The organism is Acinetobacter sp. LF10 (assembly GCF_048585715.1).
GTDB lineage: Bacteria > Pseudomonadota > Gammaproteobacteria > Pseudomonadales > Moraxellaceae > Acinetobacter.
The window spans coordinates 2,757,997-2,781,346 of sequence record NZ_CP184160.1 but is presented as its reverse complement, the minus strand read 5'-3'; the positions used below and the strand labels follow the sequence as shown (position 1 = coordinate 2,781,346).

18 protein-coding genes and 1 pseudogene are annotated in these 23,350 nt (G+C 38.8%); 11 read left to right on the top strand and 8 right to left on the bottom strand.

Going from position 1 to position 23,350, the window contains the following annotated elements; translation table 11 throughout:
• Nucleotides 1–39: 39 nt before the first annotated feature.
• Nucleotides 40–867 (bottom strand): SIR2 family NAD-dependent protein deacylase, encoded by an 828-nt coding sequence (locus ACN19N_RS13365; RefSeq protein WP_420001536.1) that lies wholly within the window; start codon nucleotides 865–867, stop codon nucleotides 40–42.
• Between the two features lie 485 nt (nucleotides 868–1,352).
• Here ACN19N_RS13365 and ACN19N_RS13360 point away from each other — a divergent pair, with 485 nt between their 5' ends.
• Nucleotides 1,353–1,802, top strand: coding sequence for a bacteriohemerythrin (locus tag ACN19N_RS13360; RefSeq protein ID WP_004659048.1), 450 nt, complete (start codon nucleotides 1,353–1,355; stop codon nucleotides 1,800–1,802).
• 2 nt (nucleotides 1,803–1,804) lie between these two features.
• Here the strand turns inward: ACN19N_RS13360 and holA are convergent, their stop codons facing one another.
• The 4 genes from holA to ACN19N_RS13340 all read right to left on the bottom strand — a co-directional run bounded on the left by holA (nucleotide 1,805) and on the right by ACN19N_RS13340 (nucleotide 6,846).
• A complete protein-coding gene (holA, locus tag ACN19N_RS13355) occupies nucleotides 1,805–2,794 on the bottom strand; it encodes a DNA polymerase III subunit delta (protein ID WP_420001535.1) in 990 nt (329 codons plus the stop codon).
• A 9-nt stretch (nucleotides 2,795–2,803) separates the two neighbouring features.
• A complete protein-coding gene (gene lptE / locus ACN19N_RS13350; protein WP_269239043.1) occupies nucleotides 2,804–3,313 on the bottom strand; it encodes an LPS assembly lipoprotein LptE in 510 nt (169 codons plus the stop codon).
• 211 nt (nucleotides 3,314–3,524) lie between these two features.
• Nucleotides 3,525–6,149 carry a leucine--tRNA ligase gene (gene leuS / locus ACN19N_RS13345; RefSeq protein ID WP_420001534.1) on the bottom strand — a complete coding sequence of 875 codons (2,625 nt, stop codon included), beginning with the start codon at nucleotides 6,147–6,149 and terminating at the stop codon, nucleotides 3,525–3,527.
• Between the two features lie 328 nt (nucleotides 6,150–6,477).
• Nucleotides 6,478–6,846, bottom strand: a complete 369-nt coding sequence (locus tag ACN19N_RS13340) for a DUF4124 domain-containing protein (protein WP_420001533.1) — start codon at nucleotides 6,844–6,846, stop codon at nucleotides 6,478–6,480.
• Nucleotides 6,847–7,352: 506 nt separating this feature from the next.
• Here ACN19N_RS13340 and ACN19N_RS13335 point away from each other — a divergent pair.
• From ACN19N_RS13335 to ACN19N_RS13320, 4 genes are all read left to right on the top strand, one after another.
• Complete coding sequence (locus ACN19N_RS13335; RefSeq protein ID WP_420001532.1) at nucleotides 7,353–9,080, top strand: acetolactate synthase 3 large subunit; 1,728 nt, start codon at nucleotides 7,353–7,355, stop codon at nucleotides 9,078–9,080.
• Nucleotides 9,077–9,568 (top strand): acetolactate synthase small subunit, encoded by a 492-nt coding sequence (ilvN, locus tag ACN19N_RS13330; RefSeq protein ID WP_005162601.1) that lies wholly within the window; start codon nucleotides 9,077–9,079, stop codon nucleotides 9,566–9,568. Before ACN19N_RS13335 ends, ilvN begins: the two co-directional genes overlap by 4 nt.
• 104 nt (nucleotides 9,569–9,672) lie before the next feature.
• Nucleotides 9,673–10,689, top strand: a complete 1,017-nt coding sequence (ilvC, locus tag ACN19N_RS13325) for a ketol-acid reductoisomerase (RefSeq protein ID WP_004655853.1) — start codon at nucleotides 9,673–9,675, stop codon at nucleotides 10,687–10,689.
• 683 nt (nucleotides 10,690–11,372) lie between these two features.
• On the top strand, nucleotides 11,373–13,433 hold the full coding sequence (locus ACN19N_RS13320; RefSeq protein WP_420001531.1) for an EAL domain-containing protein: 2,061 nt from the start codon (nucleotides 11,373–11,375) through the stop codon (nucleotides 13,431–13,433).
• A gap of 109 nt (nucleotides 13,434–13,542) precedes the next feature.
• On the opposite strand, the gene ACN19N_RS13315 is transcribed toward ACN19N_RS13320, so the two are convergent.
• Nucleotides 13,543–14,691, bottom strand: coding sequence for an alpha/beta fold hydrolase (locus tag ACN19N_RS13315; RefSeq protein WP_420001530.1), 1,149 nt, complete (start codon nucleotides 14,689–14,691; stop codon nucleotides 13,543–13,545).
• A gap of 266 nt (nucleotides 14,692–14,957) precedes the next feature.
• Between ACN19N_RS13315 and arsC the strand changes: the two genes are divergently transcribed.
• Genes arsC through arsH form a run of 5 tightly spaced genes read left to right on the top strand, consistent with a single transcriptional unit; the run spans nucleotide 14,958 to nucleotide 18,009 of the window.
• Entirely contained in the window at nucleotides 14,958–15,392 is a 435-nt protein-coding gene (gene arsC, locus ACN19N_RS13310) for an arsenate reductase (glutaredoxin) (protein WP_420001529.1), read from the top strand.
• A gap of 58 nt (nucleotides 15,393–15,450) precedes the next feature.
• The gene (locus ACN19N_RS13305) at nucleotides 15,451–15,771 is read left to right on the top strand and encodes a metalloregulator ArsR/SmtB family transcription factor (RefSeq protein ID WP_420001528.1); all 321 of its coding nucleotides are present in this window, start codon (nucleotides 15,451–15,453) and stop codon (nucleotides 15,769–15,771) included.
• Nucleotides 15,772–15,777: 6 nt separating this feature from the next.
• Nucleotides 15,778–16,251, top strand: coding sequence for an arsenate reductase ArsC (locus tag ACN19N_RS13300; protein WP_420001527.1), 474 nt, complete (start codon nucleotides 15,778–15,780; stop codon nucleotides 16,249–16,251).
• 7 nt (nucleotides 16,252–16,258) lie between these two features.
• Complete coding sequence (arsB, locus tag ACN19N_RS13295) at nucleotides 16,259–17,299, top strand: ACR3 family arsenite efflux transporter (protein WP_420001526.1); 1,041 nt, start codon at nucleotides 16,259–16,261, stop codon at nucleotides 17,297–17,299.
• Nucleotides 17,300–17,304: 5 nt separating this feature from the next.
• Nucleotides 17,305–18,009 (top strand): arsenical resistance protein ArsH, encoded by a 705-nt coding sequence (gene arsH, locus ACN19N_RS13290; RefSeq protein ID WP_018677628.1) that lies wholly within the window; start codon nucleotides 17,305–17,307, stop codon nucleotides 18,007–18,009.
• A gap of 93 nt (nucleotides 18,010–18,102) precedes the next feature.
• Here the strand turns inward: arsH and ACN19N_RS13285 are convergent, their stop codons facing one another.
• Nucleotides 18,103–20,328 (bottom strand): TonB-dependent receptor, encoded by a 2,226-nt coding sequence (locus tag ACN19N_RS13285; protein WP_420001525.1) that lies wholly within the window; start codon nucleotides 20,326–20,328, stop codon nucleotides 18,103–18,105.
• 205 nt (nucleotides 20,329–20,533) lie between these two features.
• A pseudogene (locus ACN19N_RS13280) lies at nucleotides 20,534–21,446 on the bottom strand (IS5 family transposase).
• Nucleotides 21,447–21,672: 226 nt separating this feature from the next.
• Between ACN19N_RS13280 and ACN19N_RS13275 the strand changes: the two are divergent.
• Nucleotides 21,673–23,265 (top strand): peptide chain release factor 3, encoded by a 1,593-nt coding sequence (locus ACN19N_RS13275; protein WP_005218358.1) that lies wholly within the window; start codon nucleotides 21,673–21,675, stop codon nucleotides 23,263–23,265.
• The last annotated feature ends 85 nt before the right edge of the window (nucleotides 23,266–23,350 follow it).

Genomic DNA, 23,350 nt, shown 5'->3' with positions numbered 1-23,350 from the left:
TTAATCTAGAATGATAATTATTATCAAATTTTATTGGAATTATTTGATTAGAATCTGATAAATATTTTGAATACCAATGACTGCATTTTCTGCGATTGAGACTCCTCCCTTGGATGGAAGCATTGCTTCACGAGGATTGATTCGGATGAGTTGTGGTGCGAAACGCTCACTAAAATAACGGACTGTTGGAATCGCTGTACCTGCACCTATTTCAATGACGATAGGGTGATTGTGGGCTTCTAAAAAAATTTCTAAGCGTCTTGCTTGTTGAGTATGTCTTTGGCTGACCCAAGCATAATCATTAAACATCAGAATATTTGGACGGGATAACGTTCCACAATGTGGACATAGTGGAAGTTTTCCTAGCCATTGACAATTTTGATGATCAATCTCAGGCGTTAATTCATTTGCTGACCATGTTTTGAGTTGGCAAGGTTCTGAGCATTGAAGATGGTGGATAGAGCCATGACACTCATAAATTTGGTTTGGATCAAAACCTGCTTTTTGAAACTGCCCATCAACATTCGAAGTAAATATAAAGTAGGGTAGTGCTAACCTTTCAGCCAGTTGTTTGAGTAAATTAAAACCTTGATGTGGCATGGTTTGACGATATAGTGCCAAACGATGTCCATAAAAACCCCATGCTAAATGTGGCTGAAATTTAAATGCTGCTGGATTGGCTATTTCGGTAAAGTCGATACGTTGTTTACCGAGTTCTGGATAAGCTCGCCACATGCCTTGATTGCCTCGAAAGTCGGGCAGACCTGAATCAACGCCCATACCTGCACCCGCACTGATAATTAGGCTATCGGCTTTTGAGAATAAACTTTTAATTCTTCCAATTTCGATGGGGCTGAGCTGCTGCATGATCAGTATTCTTATCCTATGTCATTATATTTTATTGAGATGATCTCAGCATAATTTACCCTAAAAATTGAGAAATATTGAGTGAATTTTGACTTACTGCTGATGATTGATCTAACGGTGATTGATGACCTATTGAGTTCTATAGATGAGACGATCTTGATTCAGAAAAGATCACGTTTATGTATTTAAAGTAGGTTGAATTATATCATTCATTCAAAATGAGTTAGGTCTCTAATTCACCCCCTATATTTTTATTAGGATAGTTTTTTTAAAATAATAATTATAAATTTCAATTTCTTATATTTATTTTTAATATGAGGTAAATAAATTTAATAAAACCTTAATTTTTTTATGGATTTAAGATTGTAAAAATTGTAAGATCTAATGCCATATTTTTTTTATGGTTTTAATCTAAGTAATAAAGTCATAAAAAATATGCAAATAAGTACAAGTGATTTGATAGGAAAATTCACAGGGGAAATAAAATGGAATGGCAAGAAAGCTTTAATATTGGTATCGATGTAATTGATCATCAGCATCGCCAAATATTAGATTATATCAATAGATTAGAAGAAATTCGGGTGAGTGGTCATCGCTCCAAGATTCAAGAAGTATTGGAAGATCTAATTGATTACACGCAATCACATTTTAGCTTTGAAGAAAACTTATTAATGCAGGTTAATTATCAATATTTACCTTCGCATAAAGGTATACATGATTTATTTGTCAAAAGACTGAATGATTATCGTCAACGCTTTGAAAAAGGGGAAGCAGTTGAAAATGATTTATATCGATTACTCTCAAAATGGTTGATTAATCATATACAGCATGATGATCAGGATTATGTCGATGCTGTGCGTGATAATATGATTCGATATTTACGCACCCAAGAACAAACCAAAGGAAAGAGCTGGTTCTCTCGTATATTTAGCTAAAATTATGATGGAAACAGGCGGTTGCCACATAACTCTCCGACCGCCTGTAGCATAAGATGCTCTGAGTTTTCTTTAGACATCCCTTTAATTGCAGCATCAATGCGTAACAACAGTTCAGGCCAAAGCAAGAACTGTCTTGGATTCAGCCGACGTAAAGCTTGTTGATATTGTGATACTTTAGTTTTCCAAATACCAATTTGTATCGCATTATGGGGCTGCTCAAAGAGTTGCATCAAAAGACGCATTTCTTTATTTAATGTCCACAAAATTAGACTGTCAGGTTCACCAGCCGCAATTAAATATTGATAAATCTTAATGGATTGCGCCAAGTTACCAGCAAGTAGTGCATCGCTCAGATCATAAGTTGTATAACGTGACTGATCTTGCAAACAAGCATATAGCTGTTCAATCTGAATTTTTTGTATATCAGGAAAGGTATCTGCCACACGCATTAGGCTGTTTTTCGCAGCCAATAGATTATGTTCATGGTGCTGCATCAGCCATTGCCAAGCATCATGATTCAGCTGAATGCCTAATTTTTCTGCTTCTAAATTTAAGATTTTTTGTCGGTCTTGTGGATAGGTTGCGGTCAAAGAAACTACAACACCATTGGCCTCCACGACTTGGAAAAAGGCAGACTTTAAACTGCTGCTGTCTTGTTTAGGCAAAACGATCAGCAATAAGTTATGTTCATTATGTTGAATATAGTTTTTCAGCAGTTTTAGGCCGTTGGCATCAGGCTTGATATTGCCATGTACTTCAATGGCGAGTTGTTGTGAAAATAGCGATAAACTATTCAGCGCATTAAAGACATTCTTCCAGTCATTAACACTGCTAATGTCATGACGCTGACGTTCAACTTCTTGTTGTTGCCAACTTTTACGGAATGCATCAAGTAGATTTTGCTCAAGCAAAGGTTCTTGCCCATGAATGATCCATGCACCACGGGCTTCATTGATACGTTTTAATGCTTGAACATAATCTAACTTCATAAAAAGTAATTATGGTTGAGCTTTGGGTAAACGATTGGCTGCAATCTGACGTGTCACTTGCTGAGCAATATCATCAATCACGATGCGATTCAAATAAGCTTCTTGTTGGTTATCGGTGTTTACTGTTGCCACATCATATTGGTAAGTACGTGATGCGGTGAGTGTGCGTGGTTCAGTAATTTTATTACCTTGGCGATCTTCGATTTGGAAAGTCACGGTTAAACGCAATAGCACTTCAGTCAATTTACCATTCAATAACTGGCGACGAGGCGTGTAATCTAAAATACGAAGTACATAGGCATCATTGGCATTACTGAGTTGTACGCCTGTAGCACTAAGATAGATACTTAAACGATTTTCGAGTTCATCGGTATTGTCAGGTAAAACCAAAGTGAGTTTGTTATAAACCAATGGTGTTGCCGTTGGATAGCTTCCCTTTAAATGAAAGCCACAGCCAACTAAGCCTGCACTTAGACCTAAAGTTAATACAACTGCTGCAACACGTTGAACTAAATGCATGCTTTGTCCTTATGATATTCCAACAAATATGGAAGATTTAATCTTGATAAATTGACCACATTTTAGAATCAAAGCCCGTTGAATAACAGCGGGCTTTGATGAGGTTTTGTTTATTGCTTTTAATCCCCCCTCTTTTTAAAGAAGGGTTAGGATGACGCTAATAACCTCTCCCTAGCCCTCTCCTGAGAGGAGAGGGAGTCTAAGCAGAAAATTAAACCACTAAATTAACAAGTTTATTCGGAACGACAATTTCTTTCTTGGTTGGACCAGTTAAGAATTGTTGCACTTCTGGCAGTGCTTTTGCTAAAGCCAATAACTCATCTTTAGAGATATCGACTGCGACGTCTAACTTACCACGAAGTTTACCATTCACTTGTACAACAATCGTTTGCGTATTACGGGTTAACGCTGATTCATCCACTTGTGGGAACAGTGTCGTATTAATATCAATACTAAATTGTGCTAAAAGTGTTTGACTTAAATGTGGTGCAAATGGTGCAAGTAAAGTCAATAAAGTTGTAATTGCTTCACGTGTAACAGCTACATCATTGTCATCTTTTGCTTCAAATTTGTTGGTCGCATTCAATAATTCCATCAATGCTGCAATAGAAGTATTGAACGCATGACGACGTTCGATGTCATCACCCACTTTTTGGATGGTTTCATGGGTTTTGCGACGTAAATCTTGCGCATCTTTCGATAGGTTTACTGTATCAATTGCAGTCGCCTGATTGCCTTTTTCAAGGAAACCCGCTGCTAAACGCCAGACACGTTTCAAGAAACGGTTTGCGCCTTCAACACCTGCATCTGACCATTCTAATGATTGATCAGGTGGTGCAGCAAACATCATGAAGACACGAGCAGTATCTGCGCCGTATTGATCAATAATGGCTTGTGGATCAATACCATTGTTTTTCGACTTAGACATTTTTTCTTGTCCGCCGATCACAACTTCCTGACCATCACCTGAATATTTCGCAGATAGAATGCGACCTTTTTCGTCACGTTCTAATTCGATATCAGCAGGGTTAAACCAAGTTTTTTTGCCACTCTCTGCTTCACGGTAGAAGGTGTCTGCCAACACCATGCCTTGGGTGAGCAAGTTGGTGAATGGTTCATTGCCTTGTACTACGCCTTCATCACGCATCAATTTATGGAAGAAACGTGCATAAAGTAAGTGCAGAATTGCGTGCTCTACACCACCGATATATTGATTCACAGGAAGCCAGCTTTGCGCCGCTTCAGGTTTTACCATACCACCTGTAAAGTCTGGAGATGCATAGCGAGCATAGTACCAAGATGATTCTACAAAGGTATCTAAGGTATCTGTTTCACGACGAGCATCGCCACCACAGCTTGGACATTTGGTTTCATAGAATTCAGGCATTTTGTTCAATGGATTACCAGAACCATCTGGTACGACGTCAGTCGGTAATACCACAGGCAATTGATCTTCTGGTACTGGCACTTGACCACAAGTATTGCAGTTGATCATTGGAATTGGACATCCCCAGTAACGCTGACGAGAAACACCCCAGTCACGTAAACGGAATTGAACTTTAGAATTTGCTAAAGTCTGTGGTTCCAATTTAGCAAGGAACGCATCATAAGCGGCTTGGAAATCTAAACCATCAAACTCGCCTGAATTAACCAGTTTGCCTTCTTTAGAGCCATACCATTCTTGCCATTCAGTTGCTGAGTATTCAGCATCGTCTGTGCCTTTGGCATCAATCACTTGCTTGATGGCTAAGTTGAATTTGTTAGCAAATTCAAAATCACGCTCGTCATGTGCAGGAACAGCCATCACCGCACCTGAACCGTATGACATCAACACGTAATTGGCAATCCAAACAGGAAGGTCTTCACCTGTCACTGGGTGCTTCACATATAAGCCAGTTGCCATACCTTTCTTTTCAGCAACTGCCAAGTCAGCTTCTGCAACAGAACCCATACGGCATTCTTCAATAAATGCCGCAAGTTCAGGATTATTTTCTGCTGCTTTAAGTGCCATTGGATGTTCTGCTGCAACCGCAACATACGTCACACCCATTAAGGTATCAGCACGCGTGGTATAAACAGTTAAACTATCAGCATAAATTTCAGTATTTGCAGAAGGGAAAGTAATGTCCATCCCTGTAGAACGACCAATCCAGTTACGTTGCATGGTCAAAACTTGTTGTGGCCAGCCGTCTTTTAAGGTGTCTAAATCGTCTAATAATTCTTGTGCATAGTCGGTAATGCGGAAGTAGTACATTGGGATATCACGTTTTTCAACCAATGCGCCTGAACGCCAACCACGACCATTTTCAACTTGTTCATTCGCAAGTACAGTTTGGTCAACTGGGTCCCAGTTTACGGTTGAAAGCTTACGATAGATCAAGCCTTTCTTATAAAGCTGAACAAATAACCATTGTTCCCAGTGATAGTATTCTGGTGTACAGGTCGCAAATTCGCGATCCCAATCCACAGACAAGCCCAACTTTTTTAATTGGTCACGCATGTAGGCAATATTTTCAAAAGTCCATTTTGCAGGTGCAACTTGATGGGCTATTGCTGCATTTTCAGCTGGTAAACCAAACGCATCCCAACCCATAGGTTGTAATACCGTTTCACCTTTTAAACGATAAAAACGGCTGATCACGTCACCAATGGTGTAGTTACGCACATGCCCCATGTGCAGTTTGCCACTCGGATAAGGGAACATCGACAGGATATAGCGATGTTTACCCTCTACAGTGTCTGCAACTTTAAAAACTTTGCGATTGTCCCAGTCTTGTTGAACTTGAGGCTCAATGGCACTTGCTTGATATTCGGAGTCAATGTGAGAAGTCGTCATAGGGATATGCGATACAACAAAAATTAAAGTTAAGATTGCTGCACAGCATAGCGCAAAATAGGGCGGGATGTCAGTTTTTAGCTGAGGATTTTATCTTCTAAATGATGCGAGTGGAAACCAGTTGGGGTATTTTTAAAAAGTGAGTATCTTTGAATTTGTTAAAGGCTCTCTTTTTTAGATGAAGATGCTTTCAATACAGCCCTCATAATAATCTGTAAATATTGAAACAGTATTGATATATTAATTTGTTTTTTAATAATATTTTTATTTTACCCAAACAAGGTGGCAAATCTAAAATAGTCACCTTGTTTGAACCGACTAAAACAGTCTAAAGATTTGGTTTTACTCTCACTGGCGCTGTGACAGGTGTTTGAATAGGTGGTGCAGCAGCAGGAGCTTGAGGTATTTCATCTATTGGTGGTCGAGTCATATTTTGATTGGGTTGACTTTCAGATGGTTGATTTTCGTTTTGAGGTTGCTGTGCTTTCGGTGGGTTTGTATTTTGAGTGCTACTTCCATAAGTGGAAATTTTATCTAATCGTTTTGCTCCTTTTGGTGGAGGTGTTGTGGTGTAATGGGTTGAACCATTAGCATCCATCCATTTGTAGTACTGCTGAGCATAATTTTGGCTAGAAAAAAGAAGCAGAGTTGTAGTTGCGGCAGCGTATAAGCTTGTTTTTAAATATGATGGTTTCATAATTTGATCTCCCCAAAAGAATTCCGTCTATATTCGATCAAAATGTTTGAATTAGCCAATCACAATGCCTATTTTTGTATAAAAAGAAAATAGTTTTTTGATAAATGGGCATTTGGATCGATAAATCACCTTGAACTGAGAGATTAAAAAAACAACAGCTAAAAATTATTCTAAAAAAACCTTTTCTTTATTCTTGACTTTGTGTATGAAAGCAACAAAAATGCTTGCTTAGTTTTATATGCGCTTATTTGATCACCCTTCGAATAAATGTCATGGTTTGCAATGGACATTCTTTCTAGCCGAGAGAATGATTTTTTGAAATATGTTTATCCCAACATGTTTTGATTCGAGATGTAATAACAGCTTATACGGCTGATGAGTCAGAAAATTTTTCCTATTGCAGCAAAAACGAGTAGAATACGCACACTTAGAAAAGTGCATAAGTTAATGAATGAAAATACAATTTATGTCTCCCATAAATTGTACTAACACTAGGGTGAATCACGTTGGAACTTTTATCTGGTGGTGAAATGCTCGTTCGTGCGCTTGCGGACGAAGGCGTAGAGCATGTTTTTGGTTATCCAGGCGGCGCAGTTTTACATATTTATGATGCGCTTTTTCAACAAGACAAAATTAATCATTACCTTGTACGTCATGAGCAAGCTGCTGGTCATATGGCAGATGCATACTCGCGCGTAACTGGTAAAACAGGTGTTGTTCTTGTGACTTCTGGTCCAGGTGCAACAAATACTGTTACTCCTATTGCAACTGCCTATATGGACTCAATCCCAATGGTGATTTTGTCAGGACAAGTTGCAAGTCACCTAATTGGTGAAGATGCATTCCAAGAAACAGATATGGTTGGTATTTCTCGTCCAATCGTAAAACACAGTTTCCAAGTGCGTCATGCCAGCGAAATTCCTGCAATTATTAAGAAAGCATTCTATATCGCAGCTTCTGGCCGTCCAGGTCCAGTGGTTGTTGATATTCCTAAGGATGCCACCAATCCAGCAGAAAAATTTGCCTACGAATATCCTGAAAAAGTGAAGATGCGTTCATATCAACCGCCTTCACGTGGACATTCAGGTCAAATTCGCAAAGCAATTGATGAGCTGATCACTGCTAAACGGCCAATGATTTATACGGGCGGTGGTGTTGTTCAAGGTAATGCTTCTGCACTATTGACTGAACTTGCGCATTTATTAGGCTATCCAGTAACCAATACATTGATGGGCTTAGGTGCTTTCCCAGGTAATGATCCACAATTTGTGGGTATGTTAGGGATGCATGGTACTTATGAAGCCAATATGGCAATGCATAATGCAGACGTGATTTTGGCCATTGGTGCACGTTTTGATGACCGCGTGACTAATAACCCTGCAAAATTCTGTCTCAATGCGAAAGTAATTCATATTGATGTAGACCCAGCAACAATTTCTAAGACGATCATGGCGCACATTCCAATTGTGGGTGCCGTTGAGCCAGTTCTTCAAGAAATGTTAGCTCAGCTTAAACAAATGAATGTGTCTAAGCCAAATCCTGAAGCAATTGCTGAATGGTGGTCTCAGATTAATGAGTGGCGTAAAGTTCATGGCTTACGCTATGAAGCAGCTCAAAATGGTGAAATGAAACCACAACAAGTGGTGGAAGCGCTTGATCGTGTGACCAATGGTGAAGCGATCATTACGTCTGACGTAGGTCAGCACCAAATGTTTGGTGCAAACTACTACAAATACAAACGTCCACGCCAATGGATTAACTCGGGTGGTCTAGGCACGATGGGTGTTGGTTTACCGTATGCAATGGCAGCGAAGCTTGCATTCCCAGATCAACAAGTCGTGTGTATTACAGGTGAAGCATCAATTCAGATGTGTATCCAAGAATTATCAACATGTAAGCAATATGGCTTAAATGTAAAAATTCTTTGCTTGAATAACCAAGCTTTAGGCATGGTGAAGCAGTGGCAAGACATGAACTATGAAGGGCGTCATTCAAGCTCTTATGTAGATTCTTTACCTGATTTTGCAAAATTGATGGAAGCTTATGGTCATGTAGGTATTCAAATCAATCATGCAGATGAATTGGAATCTAAACTGGCTGAAGCAATGGCAATTAATGATAAATGTGTATTCATTAATGTCATGGTTGATCGTACAGAACATGTTTATCCAATGTTGATTGCAGGTCAGTCGATGAAAGATATGTGGTTAGGTAAAGGGGAGCGCACGGCATGAGACACATTATCTCTGTACTTGTAGAAAATGAAGCAGGCGCGCTTTCTCGTTTGGTCGGTTTATTCTCTCAACGTGGTTACAACATTGAGACTTTAAACGTTGCGCCAACTGAAGATGAAACTTTATCTCGTTTGACGCTGACAACTTATGGCGATGATCACAAAATCGAGCAGATCACAAAACAACTGAATAAATTAGTTGAAGTGGTTAAGGTGGTTGATTTGTCAGAAGGTGCACATATTGAGCGCGAGCTTATGTTGATTAAAGTGAAAGCTTTAGGTGCCGCTCGTGCGGAAATTAAGCGTACAGCTGATATTTTCCGTGCCCAAATCGTTGATGTAACACCAACCACTTATACGATTCAGATCGCAGGTACAACTGAAAAGATTGATGGTTTTATTGATGCACTTGCTGAAAATACCATTCTAGAAGTTGTACGTTCTGGTGTGTCTGGTATCGCACGTGGTGAAAAAGTTTTAAGTATTTAATCGCTTCCCCAATTCTTCATATAGAAATGCAAGAATTGGGAAGTTTCAAAGGATCTATCCTTGTAAAACAAGGGAAATGACAAAAATTTTAGCGGAGAAAACAGATGCAAATTTTTTACGATAAAGACTGTGACTTATCAATCATCCAAGGCAAAAAAGTTGCAATCATTGGTTATGGTTCACAAGGTCATGCTCACGCACTTAACTTGAAAGACTCTGGCGTTGACGTAACTGTTGGTTTACGTGCAGGTTCTACTTCTTGGAAAAAAGCTGAAAATTCTGGTCTTAAAGTATCTGAAGTTCCAGCGGCTGTTGCTCAAGCTGACTTAGTGATGATTTTGACTCCAGATGAGTTCCAATCTCAACTTTATCGTGATGTGATTGAGCCGAATATTAAAGAAGGCGCGACTTTAGCATTTGCTCATGGTTTCTCTATTCTTTATAACCAAGTTGTTCCACGTAAAGATTTAGACGTAATCATGGTTGCTCCAAAAGCACCAGGTCATACTGTACGTTCTGAATATCAACGTGGTTCAGGTGTTCCTGACTTAATCGCAATTCACCAAGATGCTTCTGGTAATGCACGTAACGTAGCGCTTTCTTACGCTTCAGGTGTAGGTGGTGGTCGTACAGGTATCATCGAAACTTCTTTCCGTGAAGAAACTGAAACTGACTTATTCGGTGAGCAAGCAGTTCTTTGTGGTGGTGCGGTTGAATTGGTTAAAATGGGCTTCGAAACTTTAGTTGAAGCTGGTTATGCACCAGAAATGGCTTACTTCGAATGCTTACATGAACTTAAGTTAATCGTTGACTTAATGTTCGAAGGCGGTATCGCTGACATGAACTACTCAGTTTCTAACAATGCTGAGTACGGTGAATATGTGACTGGTACTGAAGTAATCAACGAACAGTCTCGTGAAGCAATGCGTAATGCATTGAAACGTATCCAATCTGGTGAATATGCAAAAATGTTCATTCAAGAAGGTGCGTTAAATTACCCATCTATGACTGCTCGTCGTCGTCAAAACGCTGCGCATGGTATCGAAGTAACGGGTAATAAGTTACGTGCGATGATGCCTTGGATTCAAGCGAACAAGATCGTTGATAAAGAGAAAAACTAAGTTCTAGTTTAATCTTTAAAAAAACCCTTGTTTTTACAAGGGTTTTTTATTGGATTATTCTAATGTTACGCATTGGTTAAACATAGCTCTACTCTTGCACAGGGGAAAAGCGATGCTTTTCTATTTCCCTGCTCCTTGCGTAGGAGACCCTACTCAGGATTCAAGCGAACAAAATCGGAGACAAAGAGAAAACTAAGTTTTATCTCTGAGTTAAAAGAACCCTCTTGTTGATAAATGAAGTTTTTTAATGCTGCTGATAACAGAGTTATAACAGTATAAAAATTAAAAAAGGCTTAATATGTATCTCAAATAAGCAGTTTACATCGTACTTAATACATGACAAAAACAACAAAACTGCAATGAGACTTAAGTTCATCGTGCAGTTTAAAACAAATAAGAAGTAACTACTTAAATACTAAAACACCTAGCAAAAATAAATTGGTCTTTCGGTAAAAAAGTACAATAAAAAAGCAAGTCTTTTCATTGGTTTGAAATGATTACATGTTTTTATTCTATTGATTTATAAAATGAAAAAGACTTGACCTTATGCTAGATGATGTTATTGTTAAGGAAAGTTTATGAATACACAATTTGTATCTTTTTTGAGTGTTAAGGATCGTTCTGATTTCGAGCAATTCGCTCAACAAATAAAAAAAAGTACTGAATAATCATGGAAGTCCTTTATGGTTCACGTTGATTACGATAGCACATGGGTCATCGTTTCCATTTTGGTTGCAGTAGCGACTTGTTATGCTGCAGTTTCAATGGAAGAACTCGTTTTTAAAGCTGCTTATAAAAAGTTTGAGAAAAGCATTTTAGTAACGAGTGGGTTGACTTTAGGCTTGGCAATATGGGCAATGCATTTTATTGGAATGCTTGCGAGCCATTTGCCTGAAGGCTATCATTTTGATATTAGTTTGACTGTGCTTTCATATTTGATAGGCGCAACTGCTTCGGTATTTGCTGTTTGGCTAACGACTAGACCTACTTTACCTATGCCACGTCTGATTTTAGGTGCATTATTCTTAGGGCTAGGGATATCTGGAATGCATTACACGGGGATGTTGGCGCTTTCAGTTGAGCACCATCAATTGAGATATGATCCATTACTCGTGATTTGTTCAGTACTCATCGCTGTATGTGGTTCTGGTTTGAGCTGTTTATTCGTTTTTAAATATAAAACCGCTGTTAAATATAAAACTGCATTAAAGGCTGTCGTTGCAATATTGATGGCTTTTAGTATTGTAGGTATGCATTACACGGGTATGGCAGCCACTTATTTTGATACAGGATTTGTGGAAGCACTTGGTTCAGCACAAACAGAGCAAGCCGTTTTATTATTTACCATTATTTTTATTACCAGTTTAGTGTTTGTCGCTGGTTTTGCTGTCGCAGTTTTAGAAGCCCGATTAGAAGAGCGTAATCAACAATTAGTTAGAATAAATAAAGAATTAGCAACTCAGTCACTACATGATTCATTAACAAAGTTGCCGAATCGATTATATTTGACAGATTATGCAGAAGTAATCTTCAGCCATCATCGTTTACGAGAAGAAAAAGCAGCATTTTTATATGTAGATTTAGATCGCTTTAAATCGGTAAATGATGCTTTTGGACACCATATTGGTGATCAACTTTTAATTCAAATGGCTAATCGGTTACATGAAAAATTAAGTTCAAGCCATAAGCTATTTCGTATTGGTGGTGATGAGTTTGTACTGGTCTCTGAAAACACTGATCTTAATGAAGCGATGTTACTGGCAGAAGAAGTTCTGCATTTTATTCAAGAAGCATATCTGATCGCGACAAAAGAAATTAATATTTCTGCAAGTTTGGGAATCGCGATGTATCCTGAGCACGGTACGAATGTTCAGGACTTATTAATTAATGCAGATGTAGCAATGTTGGCCTCTAAAGAACAGGGGCGGAATACGTTTACGGTTTTCCATTCCGTTACAGATCAGCAAGATGTCCGTAGTCAATCCAAATTAATTAATGATTTGTATAAAGCGGTAGATGAGCAGCAATTTGTTTTATTTTATCAGCCTAAATTCACTGCGAATTATCAAGTTTGTGGTGTTGAAGCGCTCATTCGCTGGAAGCATCCAAGTTTAGGTTTGTTGACTCCTCAAATGTTTATTGAAGGTGCTGAAAAAACAGGGTTAATTATTCCAATGGGCTATTGGGCATTGGAGCAAGCTTGTCAGCAGATTCAAAAATGGGAACGAAGTAATAGTCCGTTCTACCCGATTGCCGTCAACTTATCTGCATTACAATTTGAAAATAAAAAACTTTTTAGCGTATTAGAACAGCTCTTAGAACAATATCAAATTCAACCCCACAATCTTATTTTAGAAATCACTGAATCAACAGCAATGCATCATATTGATTCAAGTATTCGTACTTTAGAACGTTTGCGTAAGTTGGGTATTCGGATCGCCATTGATGATTTTGGAACTGGTTACTCAAGCTTTTTATATTTAAAAGATCTGCCTGTTGATGAACTTAAAATTGATCGCGGTTTTCTCATAGATTTACAACCAAACTCGAAAGAAGAAGCAATTTTAGAAAGTATCATTCATCTTGCCGCTAAGTTAGGCTTAATCGTCACCGCTGAAGGTGTAGAAACACAGCAACAAGCTGATATTTTAACGAATTTAGGATGCAATCAATTACAAGGTTATTTATTGGGTATACCTGTAAATGTTGAAAATTTAGTGTTGAATCGTCACAACTTTGCTTAATTTATTTTGATTTAACGATATCTATATCATCTATTCACGAAAAAGGCTGCTCATATCTTTTCAAGTAAAAGAGATTCACAGCCTTGATTATTTTAGCAATTATAAGCACTTAATTTGAGCGCTGTTGTAACCATGCGCTAACTACAGGCCAAACTGCTTGTGGTGCTTGGCTACCTGAAACCAAACCCATATGACCACCAGAGACAATTTCAAAGGTTTTATCTTGGCTACTGATCAAATCCATTAATGGTCGTACAGCTTCAGCAGTCACAATAATGTCAGTATCCCCACCAATCGCAAGTACTGAACATTCAATATCTTTAAAATCAGCAGTTTGATCTCCAAATTTAACGAGACCTGTCGAAAGTTCGTTATCAATCCAGAAGCGTAAAATAATATCGCGCATTACACCGCCAGGATAGGCGAGCATATTGTCAACAAACGAACTTGATGTTGCGTGATTAATGACAAACTGTCGATCGTTCAAATTTTTCAGTAATTGCCAATAATTTTTAAAATTACCTACTGGATCTGTGAGCTTAAATCCAAGCGTATTTTGCCAACCATGAATATGGAAATAGCGGCTCGGAATTTGACGGATTCGGAAATTAGTATTGGTCCGCACCCATTGTGCTGGTGTGTTTAACTTTTGATAAAGCTTGCCAATATAACCTGATTGATGAGTGTTAATTGGTGATGCCAAAATCATTAAATTCTTAATATTTTTGTCTTTAAATAATGAGGTATAGCAAAGTGAGATAGCTCCACCGAGACTCCAGCCATACAGTGATAGTTGTTGTTGTCCGCTATGTTCACGAATTTTGCTGATAAAGTCGGGCATAAAAATTTTGATATATGTACCGAAATTATATCTAGCTTGTTTACGGCTTGGTGTGCCCCAGTCAATCATATAGACATCAAAACCTTGGCTTTGAAAGTAACGAATGAGACTACGATCAGGAAACAAATCGAACACTAAGGTATTCGCTGCTAATGGGGGAATAATAACGAGTGGTACACGGTGTTTATTTTCACCTGATTCTACATCTGCCTTGTAAAACCGTAAGCTAATAATTTCACGTTCATAAACGACTTCAAAAGGTGTCTTTCCTGACAATGCCAGTTGATGTCCCCTCAAGAAACGATCTGCCGCATTTGAAAATACTTGTGCAGCTTGCTTACCCGCACGCGTTTTTAAGATTGATTGGGCTGTTTTAGCGTTAACAAAGGTATTTTTAACTTTAGGCAATTGAGTCATCGTGCAAGAACTCTATGGTTACAACTGTGTAGCCGCATATTAGAAGAAAAAGTCCCTAAGCTCAGTGACTCATTTGCTTAACTTATATTCCAAAATGATCAACTTAAGACAATAACCCCGAATATGGAGGATTAAGCTCTGCTAAAAAGCTGAGAAAATGAGTTTATCGACTCATCTCATTTCTTCAGTTTATTAATATGTGGAATTGCATATATATGTTAATTCATATATAAAGAATCAAAAGATAGCAATAAAGGCTTAATTCGATGACAACTTCATCAGATGTGACGATTTATCACAATCCAGCATGTGGAACTTCACGTAACACATTGGCTTTGATTCGTAATGCAGGCATTGAGCCAAATGTTATTGAATATTTGATTACACCGCCTACGCGTAGTGAGTTGATTCAACTGATTCAAGATGCCAATTTAACGGTCAGAGCAGCGATTCGTAAAAATGTAGATCCTTATCGTGATCTAGAACTGGATCGTGAAGATTGGACGGATGAGCAACTAATCAGTTTTATGCTTGAGCATCCTATTTTGATTAATCGACCATTTGTGGTGACGGCGTTAGGAACTCGCTTGAGTCGTCCATCCGAAGCTGTCTTGGATATTTTGCCATTGGCACAGCAGGGTGCTTTTACCAAAGAGGATGGTGAGCAGGTGATTGATGAAAATGGAAAAAGAGTAAATTAAAAATTTAGGTTTTATATATGATGATCTGCATATTCAAATAAGCAGATGGGAAGTGAAGATGGATCGAGTTAATTTTTTTAAATGCTTATCAGATGAAACACGGCTCAATATCGTCACTTTAGTTGCCGAGCACAAAGAGTTATGCGTTTGTGATTTGACTGAGAAGTTACAACTCAGTCAACCCAAGATTTCTAGACATTTAGCTTTATTACGTTCATCAGGTTTATTGCAAGATAGGCGACAAAGCCAGTGGGTCTACTACAGCATTAATCCACAATTACCTGCTTGGTGTCATGAACTACTCAATATCTTGGTACGTGAACAAAGCTTCGCAAGTAGCCAATCCCAGCCTCTCCAAATTAAAAGTTATTGTGAGTAATACCGCATGAAATTTATTTTCCTATGTACTGGAAATAGTTGTCGCAGCATTTTGTCCGAAGTACTTTTTAACAGTCGTGCACCTGAAAATTGGAAAGCATATAGCGCAGGCAGTAAGCCTTCTGGACAGGTTCACCCATTGACGATTGAAACGCTTGAAAAATTAAGCCTTTCAACCGATGGTTTGTGGAGTAAAACCATTGATGATTGTGAACAATATCAAGCGGATGTGGTGATTACGGTCTGTGATTCTGCGGCTAAGGAAGCTTGCCCTCTTTATTTAGGTGGTGCAATCAAAGCACATTGGGGCTTGGCTGATCCTTCACATTTAGATTTACCTAAACCAGAAAAATTACAAGCATTCCAAGTGACTGTAGATCATATCAACCGCCGTTTAGATGCTCTATTTGCATTGGATACCGCCAAGATGTCTCGTCCTGAATTGATTGCTGCAATCAATCACATTTCAGATATTGAATGAGAACATCATGGCTCAGCAAAGATTGTCATTTCTAGATCGTAACTTAACCCTATGGATTTTTATTGCCATGGGGATGGGAATTGCGATCGGTGTGTTTTTACCTCAAGCTTCTGTTGCTTTAGACAAAATGAGTGTGGATTCCGTCAATATTCCAATTGCGATTGGCTTGATTTTGATGATGTATCCACCCTTAGCAAAGGTTGACTATGCGGCTTTGCCACAGGTATTTAAAGATAAAAAAACCTTAACTTTATCTTTGGTTCAGAACTGGATTATTGCGCCTGTTTTGATGTTTGTATTAGCGATTATTTTTCTACACAGCTATCCAGAATACATGACAGGTTTAATTCTGATTGGCTTAGCACGCTGTATTGCGATGGTTTTGGTGTGGAATGGCTTAGCCTGTGGTGATAACCAATATGTTGCGGCATTGGTGGCTTTTAACAGTATTTTCCAGATTTTATTCTTTAGTAGTTATGCTTGGCTATTCCTCACTTTCTTGCCACCTTATTTGGGTATTGCAGGACAAGTCATTCATGTAGATTTTTGGACGATTACCCATGCGGTGCTGGTTTACTTGGGCATTCCTTTTTTTCTTGGTTTCATGACGCGATTGATTTTAGTGAAAGCCAAAGGTCTCGCTTGGTATCAAGATGTCTTTTTGCCGAAGATCAGTCCTTTAAGTTTGTTGGCATTACTGTTTACGATCGTTGCGATGTTTAGCCTAAAAGGTGCTGATGTCGTGAGCTTGCCTTTCGATGTGATTCGTATAGCAATTCCCTTGACCATCTACTTTATTGTGATGTTCTTCATCAGCTTCTTTATGAGTAAATGGATGGGCAATGATTATCCTAAAACCACCGCAATTTCGTTTACTGCTGCTGGGAATAACTTTGAATTGGCATTAGCGGTCGCTATTGCAACCTTTGGTTTAGCTTCACCTGTGGCATTTACCACAGTGATTGGCCCATTGGTTGAAGTGCCTGTGCTGATTGCTTTGGTCAGTGTGTCTTTATGGCTCAGAAAAAAGTATTTTAAGTCGGTGTAATTGTGATGACTCTTCCAAATGTAGATATGAATTTGCTTGATCAACCCACTTTAGAAAAAGTGCAAGCACAAGCCTTGAATCATGCACCACGTATTTTATTGCTGTACGGCTCTAACCGTGAGCGTTCGTATAGTCGTTTAGCCGTGATGGAAGCAGGGCGCATCTTGGAGCATTTTGGGGCGGAAGTAAAAATCTTTCATCCTAAAGGTTTACCCTTACCAGAAGATGCGGATATGGAACACCCAAAAGCCAAAGAATTACATGAGTTGTTAGCATGGTCAGAGGGCATGGTGTGGTGTTCGCCTGAACGTCATGGTTCGATGAGTTCCATCTTCAAATCGCAAATTGATTGGATTCCACTGGCAGGTGGTGCGATTCGCGCAACACAAGGTAAAACTTTGGCGTTGATGCAAGTCAGTGGTGGCTCGCAGTCCTTTAACAGTGTCAATCAAATGCGTATTTTAGGACGTTGGATGCGCATGATTACCATCCCGAATCAGTCTTCAATTCCAAAAGCATTTTTAGAATTTGAAGAAGATGGTCGTATGAAAGCATCGTCTTACTATGATCGTATCGTGGATGTGATGGAAGAACTGTATAAATTCACGCTATTGACGCGAGGGCAGAGTCAGTATTTCACAGACCGTTATTCTGAACGAAAAGAATCTGCTGAAGCGTTATCGAAACGTGTCAATCAACGCAATTTATAATGTTTATCCATTATATGGTGATTAAAAAAATAGCCTCATCATGAGGCTATTTTTTCATTAAAGTCCATCGTTAAACGATGGACTTTTTAGGTTTTAGTATTTGAAGTTAATTGATAATACTGCACTACGTCCTTCTGCTTCAGTTGCATAGTGTGATTGATAAGCTTTAGTGAAATAACGTTTATCAGATAAATTATTTACATTTAACTGTAAATCAACATTCTTGTTTACGTTATAACGTGCCATTGCATCATAGCGAACATAACCAGACACATATTTAGTATTAGCTGTATCACCATAAACTTTATCCATACCTAATGCACCAGCACCTAGGCTTAGTTGAGGTGATACTTTATAAGTTGTCCAAAGCGTCGCGCTATTTTTTGGAACGTTTGGTAATTGTTTGCCTTGAGCTGGGTTTGGATAAGTACATACACCAGTACGGGTGCATGATGGGCCTGGATTGGTCATTTCACTGTCTAAATAAGAATATCCAGCAGTAATGTCCCATTTGTCAGTGATTTTACCAGTTGCGGTAAGTTCAATACCATCAACTTTACTTTCACCACCATTCGTATAAGTACCAGCATCAAGTTGAATACGTGTATTTTGCTTTTCGGTACGGAATATTGCAGCTGTCAGGTTTAAACGATCACTGAGAAGATCCCATTTCGTTCCTAATTCAATGGTACGTGCTTCTTCAGGCTTCAAATCCATATATGCTTGGCCGATAGCTTCAGAACCATCACCACCATCAACACCTACAGGGTTAGCTGATGTTGCATAGCTTGTATAAATCGAACCATTTTCAACAGGTTTAAAAGTGATACCAGCTTGATACGTAAAAAAATCTTTCTTGTTTTCAATCTTCGCACCAGTTGCATTAGTTACTTGTTTGGTATCGAACTTATCCCAACGTGCGCCCAAGTCAAGTAACCATTGTGGGCTAAATTCAATATTATCTAATAAGTAGATAGATGTAACTTTAGTTGTGGTCGTTGTTGTATTACGGTTTGCAATAATAGAACCTAACCATTCATCTTTTGAGTTAGGGTTTGTTAAAGATGTACACCATGCATCATTGATTTTGCAATCACTATTAAAACCACCTGTTGTTGTTCCTGTATAACCTGGGTACTTTGTTGTATAGCTACCTTTATCTGATTTTTGATCGCTATATTCCGCGCCAGTACTAAATTTATGCTTGATTGCACCAGTATTAAATCGACCAGTTAAAGAAAGCTGATCAGTAAAAATATCAGTATCGGTAATACGTGAGTTAATGCGACGCCAAACTTTATCATTTAATACATTACCTTTAGAATCATCTGGTTGAGTCCAAAGGTAGTCATTAGTTGATTTGTTAAAAACAGCCGTATTACTTAGCGTTAGGTTGTCTGTTAAATCATGTTCTACTTTAATAGTACCAATTTGATTTTCTTGTTTTTGGAAATCGCGACTATGTAAACCATAATAAATACCTTGTTTAACATTTACTGGTTTGCCTACTGTTGCTTTTTTTATAGCATCATAATTATAAGGTACTCCAGAGTCAGGCGTATCATCGGATTTTAAATAGTAATAGCTTAGAGTTGCTCTTGTATCACCATCTAGACCAAAGGTAATGCTTGGTGCAATACCTGCACGTTTATATTCAGCACCATCTTGTTGACCTGCTTTTTCGTTTTGATGACCCATCACAACGACACGTGCTGCGATACCATTACCGAAATCTTTATTTCCGTCTAAAGTGATACGTGCATAATTATCTGTACCCCCTGAGATCGAGCCTTCTAAAGCATCGCCTTTTTTAGCAACCTTAGAAATCATATTCACACTACCACCAACAGAACCAGCACCACCTAAAGAGGAAGCAGAACCTTTGGTGACTTCAACTTGTTCAACAGCAAACATTTCGCGGTTTTGAGAAGTTGCGTTGCGGACACCGTCTACATACATTGAACTTTCTGAGTTATAGCCACGAATGAATGGACGGTCACCATTTGGGTTACCACCTTCACCAGCACCTAAAGTAATCCCTGGAACTGTACGAAGTGCATCGCTTAAAGTCGTTACTTGGGTATCCGCAATCAATTGTTTTGAAATAACTGAAACTGATTTTGGGGTATCTAAAAGAGGAGCAACGAATTTACTATTAGATGATTGGTCTACTTTTAAACCTTGTTCTTGTTGTGCTTGCGTATGAATCGTTGGGAGTTGTACTGGCTGATCTTGAGCGATGGCTGGTACTGCAATCACAGATAGTGAAGATGCAATTGCGGAAGATACTAATTTCTTACGTGATTTGATAAAAGACATAATCGTTCACTCAGATATGAGAAAAATTGTGAGAATAGTAATGATTCTTAATCCCAAATTCAATTGATAAGTCAACTATTTGTCGGATAGGAGGTAAAAGAAGAGAGAACTTAGGTCTAGGCCTTATGTACAAATAAGTTGTCGTCGTACATAGGCTTTGTTGCACAAAGGTTTGAAAGACAATGCTACCGTAATTGAGCTAAATTCAAGTCACAACTTGGGTATGTGGTCGACCAAATACTGTGAATTTATTCAAAACTGCTACACGTGCATAAATCTCATTCACCTGACTAGGAAAACTCCTTGCTGTTAATTTATCACCTAATAATTTGATGCAATGCATTTTGGTTTCCACTAAACTTCGATGATGATAACCAGACCATTTTTTCCAAAGTGACCTACCTAGCCGTTTGACTGTTTTTAATAATTCATTCCTCTCTCTAAATATCTCAATTTCTTATCTTTCCAAAGCTTTACATTCTTCCTAGGTGGAATGACTGCATGTGCCTCTCAATCTAAAATGACGTGTCGGCAGTGCTTTGTGTCATAAGCACCATTTGTATCGACTGAATCAATTCGTTCATCCAACGGAATTTGATCAAGCAAATCATCAAGCACCTGTGAATTACTCACATTGTTTGTTGTGAGCTGGAATGCTCGTATTTGATATGAAGTTTGCGCCATTAGCGACGATATTCAGGCTGATGTTTCTTACGCTTCCGTTCGCCTTCACCTAAAAATTTTAACCCTGTAGAGTCGACGAGTAGGTGTAACCCATCACGACTTTTCTGATAGCTTATCGCAATATCAATATGCTGTTGTCGTCTACAGAGGGTGGAGTAATCTGGTGCTGTCCAATTCAAACTACAGCGTTTAATCAGGCTTTGAGCAAAGCCTGTGACCATGCGTAAAGAAAGACGGAATAGAGATTTGATCATTAAACAGCATTGAATCGCTGTATCGGAATAAGTTTGATTTCGTCCGTATTTGCCTTGTGGCTGTGCATACCATTGGGTCTTAGGATCAAACCAGATTGAAATATTTCCTCGCTTGATTAAAGCTTGGTTATACGAGGACCAATTGGTTGTACGGTAGATTTTAGGTGCAGACTTCTTCATCTAGAAATTATATTGCTGATGAAGCCTTCAAGAATAGCTTTGTACAACAAAGCCATTCGGTTGTTAACAAATAAAGCTTTGTGTGGATAACTTGGTACATATCAACAATCAATAAACAAGTTCACTAAATCTGCTACAATTGTGCCAATTTCGAATTCTCACTTTTCAGTTATGGTACATATCGAGTCATGTGTACGTAACTGTGTACATATTGAAGATTTTTCTCATGAGTTTTAAAGACGAATTAGCGGCACAAGTTGCCCAACGACGTACCTTTGCGATCATTTCCCACCCGGATGCGGGTAAAACCACGATGACCGAAAAGCTTCTGTTATGGGGCAAAGCTATTCAGGTTGCTGGGATGGTTAAAAGTCGTAAGTCGGATCGTGCTGCGACATCTGACTGGATGGAAATGGAAAAAGAGCGTGGAATTTCGATTACCACTTCTGTCATGCAATTCCCTTTTAAAAGTCACACTATCAACTTACTTGATACACCGGGGCACGAAGACTTCTCTGAAGATACCTATCGTACTTTGACTGCAGTGGATTCTGCATTAATGGTGATTGATGGTGCTAAGGGTGTCGAAGAACGAACCATTAAATTAATGGAAGTGTGTCGAATGCGTGACACACCGATCATTTCCTTCGTCAACAAGATGGACCGTGAAATTCGCGAGCCTCTAGAATTGCTTGACGAAATTGAAAACGTTTTGAATATTCGCTGTGTCCCAATTACATGGCCTTTAGGCATGGGGCGTGACTTTGCAGGGGTTTATAACCTACTTGAAAACAAGTTATATGTTTATAAAGCAGGTTTTGGCTCGACGATTACTGACATTGAGGTGCGTGATGGTTATGATCATGCTGATATTCGTGAAAAAGTGGGTGAATTAGCTTGGGCTTCTTTTGAAGAATCACTTGAGTTAGTTCAAATGGCCAATGAACCACTTGATCGTGAATTATTTTTACAAGGTAAACAAACGCCAGTACTTTTTGGTACGGCCTTAGGAAACTTTGCAGTAGATCATGTGCTTGATGCATTTATCAATTGGGCGCCAGAACCAAAAGCACACCCAACACAAGAACGTACAGTAGATGCCAATGAAGAGGGTTTCACTGGTTTTGTTTTTAAAATTCAAGCCAATATGGATCCGAAACATCGTGACCGTATTGCCTTTATGCGTATTTGCTCAGGTAAATATGAAAAAGGCTTGAAAATGAATCATGTGCGTATCGGTAAAGATGTACGTATTAGCGATGCATTAACCTTCCTTGCGGGTGAACGTGAACATTTGGAAGAAGCTTGGCCTGGAGACATTATCGGTTTGCATAACCATGGTACGATTCAGATCGGCGATACATTTACCAGTGGTGAAAAATTACATTTCACAGGTATCCCACACTTTGCACCTGAAATGTTCCGCCGAGTTCGTTTACGTGATCCGCTCAAATCTAAGCAATTGCAAAAAGGTTTGAAAGAGTTATCTGAAGAAGGTGCAACACAGGTATTTATGCCTCAAATTAGTAATGATTTGATTGTCGGTGCAGTCGGTGTGTTACAGTTTGATGTGGTCGCTTATCGTTTGAAAGAAGAATATAAAGTTGACTGTATTTATGAGCCTGTCAGTGTTCATACGGTACGTTGGGTCCATTGTGATGATGAAAAAATTCTCAATGAGTTCAAGAAAAAAGCGCATGATCAGTTATCGGTAGATGGCGGTGGTCATCTGACTTATCTTGCACCAAGCCGTGTAAACTTGCAGTTAATGCAAGAACGCTGGCCAGATATTCAGTTCCGTAACACACGAGAACACTAGAATCTCCCTTGCGTAGCTTTAACGCTCCTCACCCATCTTTATAAAAGAGGGACTTTTTCATGAGTTCTATAACTATTTAGATTCG

What these genes read in the sequence shown, in the direction of transcription:
- ACN19N_RS13285 (WP_420001525.1), bottom strand. Translation starts at nt 20,328, where the DNA reads ATGTCTTTTATCAAATCACGTAAGAAATTAGTATCTTCCGCAATTGCA.
- ACN19N_RS13305 (WP_420001528.1), top strand. Translation starts at nt 15,451, where the DNA reads ATGGATCGAGTTAATTTTTTTAAATGCTTATCAGATGAAACACGGCTC.
- holA (WP_420001535.1), bottom strand. Translation starts at nt 2,794, where the DNA reads ATGAAGTTAGATTATGTTCAAGCATTAAAACGTATCAATGAAGCCCGT.
- ACN19N_RS13275 (WP_005218358.1), top strand. Translation starts at nt 21,673, where the DNA reads ATGAGTTTTAAAGACGAATTAGCGGCACAAGTTGCCCAACGACGTACC.
- ilvN (WP_005162601.1), top strand. Translation starts at nt 9,077, where the DNA reads ATGAGACACATTATCTCTGTACTTGTAGAAAATGAAGCAGGCGCGCTT.
- ACN19N_RS13340 (WP_420001533.1), bottom strand. Translation starts at nt 6,846, where the DNA reads ATGAAACCATCATATTTAAAAACAAGCTTATACGCTGCCGCAACTACA.
- arsB (WP_420001526.1), top strand. Translation starts at nt 16,259, where the DNA reads ATGGCTCAGCAAAGATTGTCATTTCTAGATCGTAACTTAACCCTATGG.
- ACN19N_RS13320 (WP_420001531.1), top strand. Translation starts at nt 11,373, where the DNA reads ATGGTTCACGTTGATTACGATAGCACATGGGTCATCGTTTCCATTTTG.
- arsH (WP_018677628.1), top strand. Translation starts at nt 17,305, where the DNA reads ATGACTCTTCCAAATGTAGATATGAATTTGCTTGATCAACCCACTTTA.
- ACN19N_RS13360 (WP_004659048.1), top strand. Translation starts at nt 1,353, where the DNA reads ATGGAATGGCAAGAAAGCTTTAATATTGGTATCGATGTAATTGATCAT.
- arsC (WP_420001529.1), top strand. Translation starts at nt 14,958, where the DNA reads ATGACAACTTCATCAGATGTGACGATTTATCACAATCCAGCATGTGGA.
- ACN19N_RS13365 (WP_420001536.1), bottom strand. Translation starts at nt 867, where the DNA reads ATGCAGCAGCTCAGCCCCATCGAAATTGGAAGAATTAAAAGTTTATTC.
- leuS (WP_420001534.1), bottom strand. Translation starts at nt 6,149, where the DNA reads ATGACGACTTCTCACATTGACTCCGAATATCAAGCAAGTGCCATTGAG.
- ACN19N_RS13300 (WP_420001527.1), top strand. Translation starts at nt 15,778, where the DNA reads ATGAAATTTATTTTCCTATGTACTGGAAATAGTTGTCGCAGCATTTTG.
- lptE (WP_269239043.1), bottom strand. Translation starts at nt 3,313, where the DNA reads ATGCATTTAGTTCAACGTGTTGCAGCAGTTGTATTAACTTTAGGTCTA.
- ilvC (WP_004655853.1), top strand. Translation starts at nt 9,673, where the DNA reads ATGCAAATTTTTTACGATAAAGACTGTGACTTATCAATCATCCAAGGC.
- ACN19N_RS13315 (WP_420001530.1), bottom strand. Translation starts at nt 14,691, where the DNA reads ATGACTCAATTGCCTAAAGTTAAAAATACCTTTGTTAACGCTAAAACA.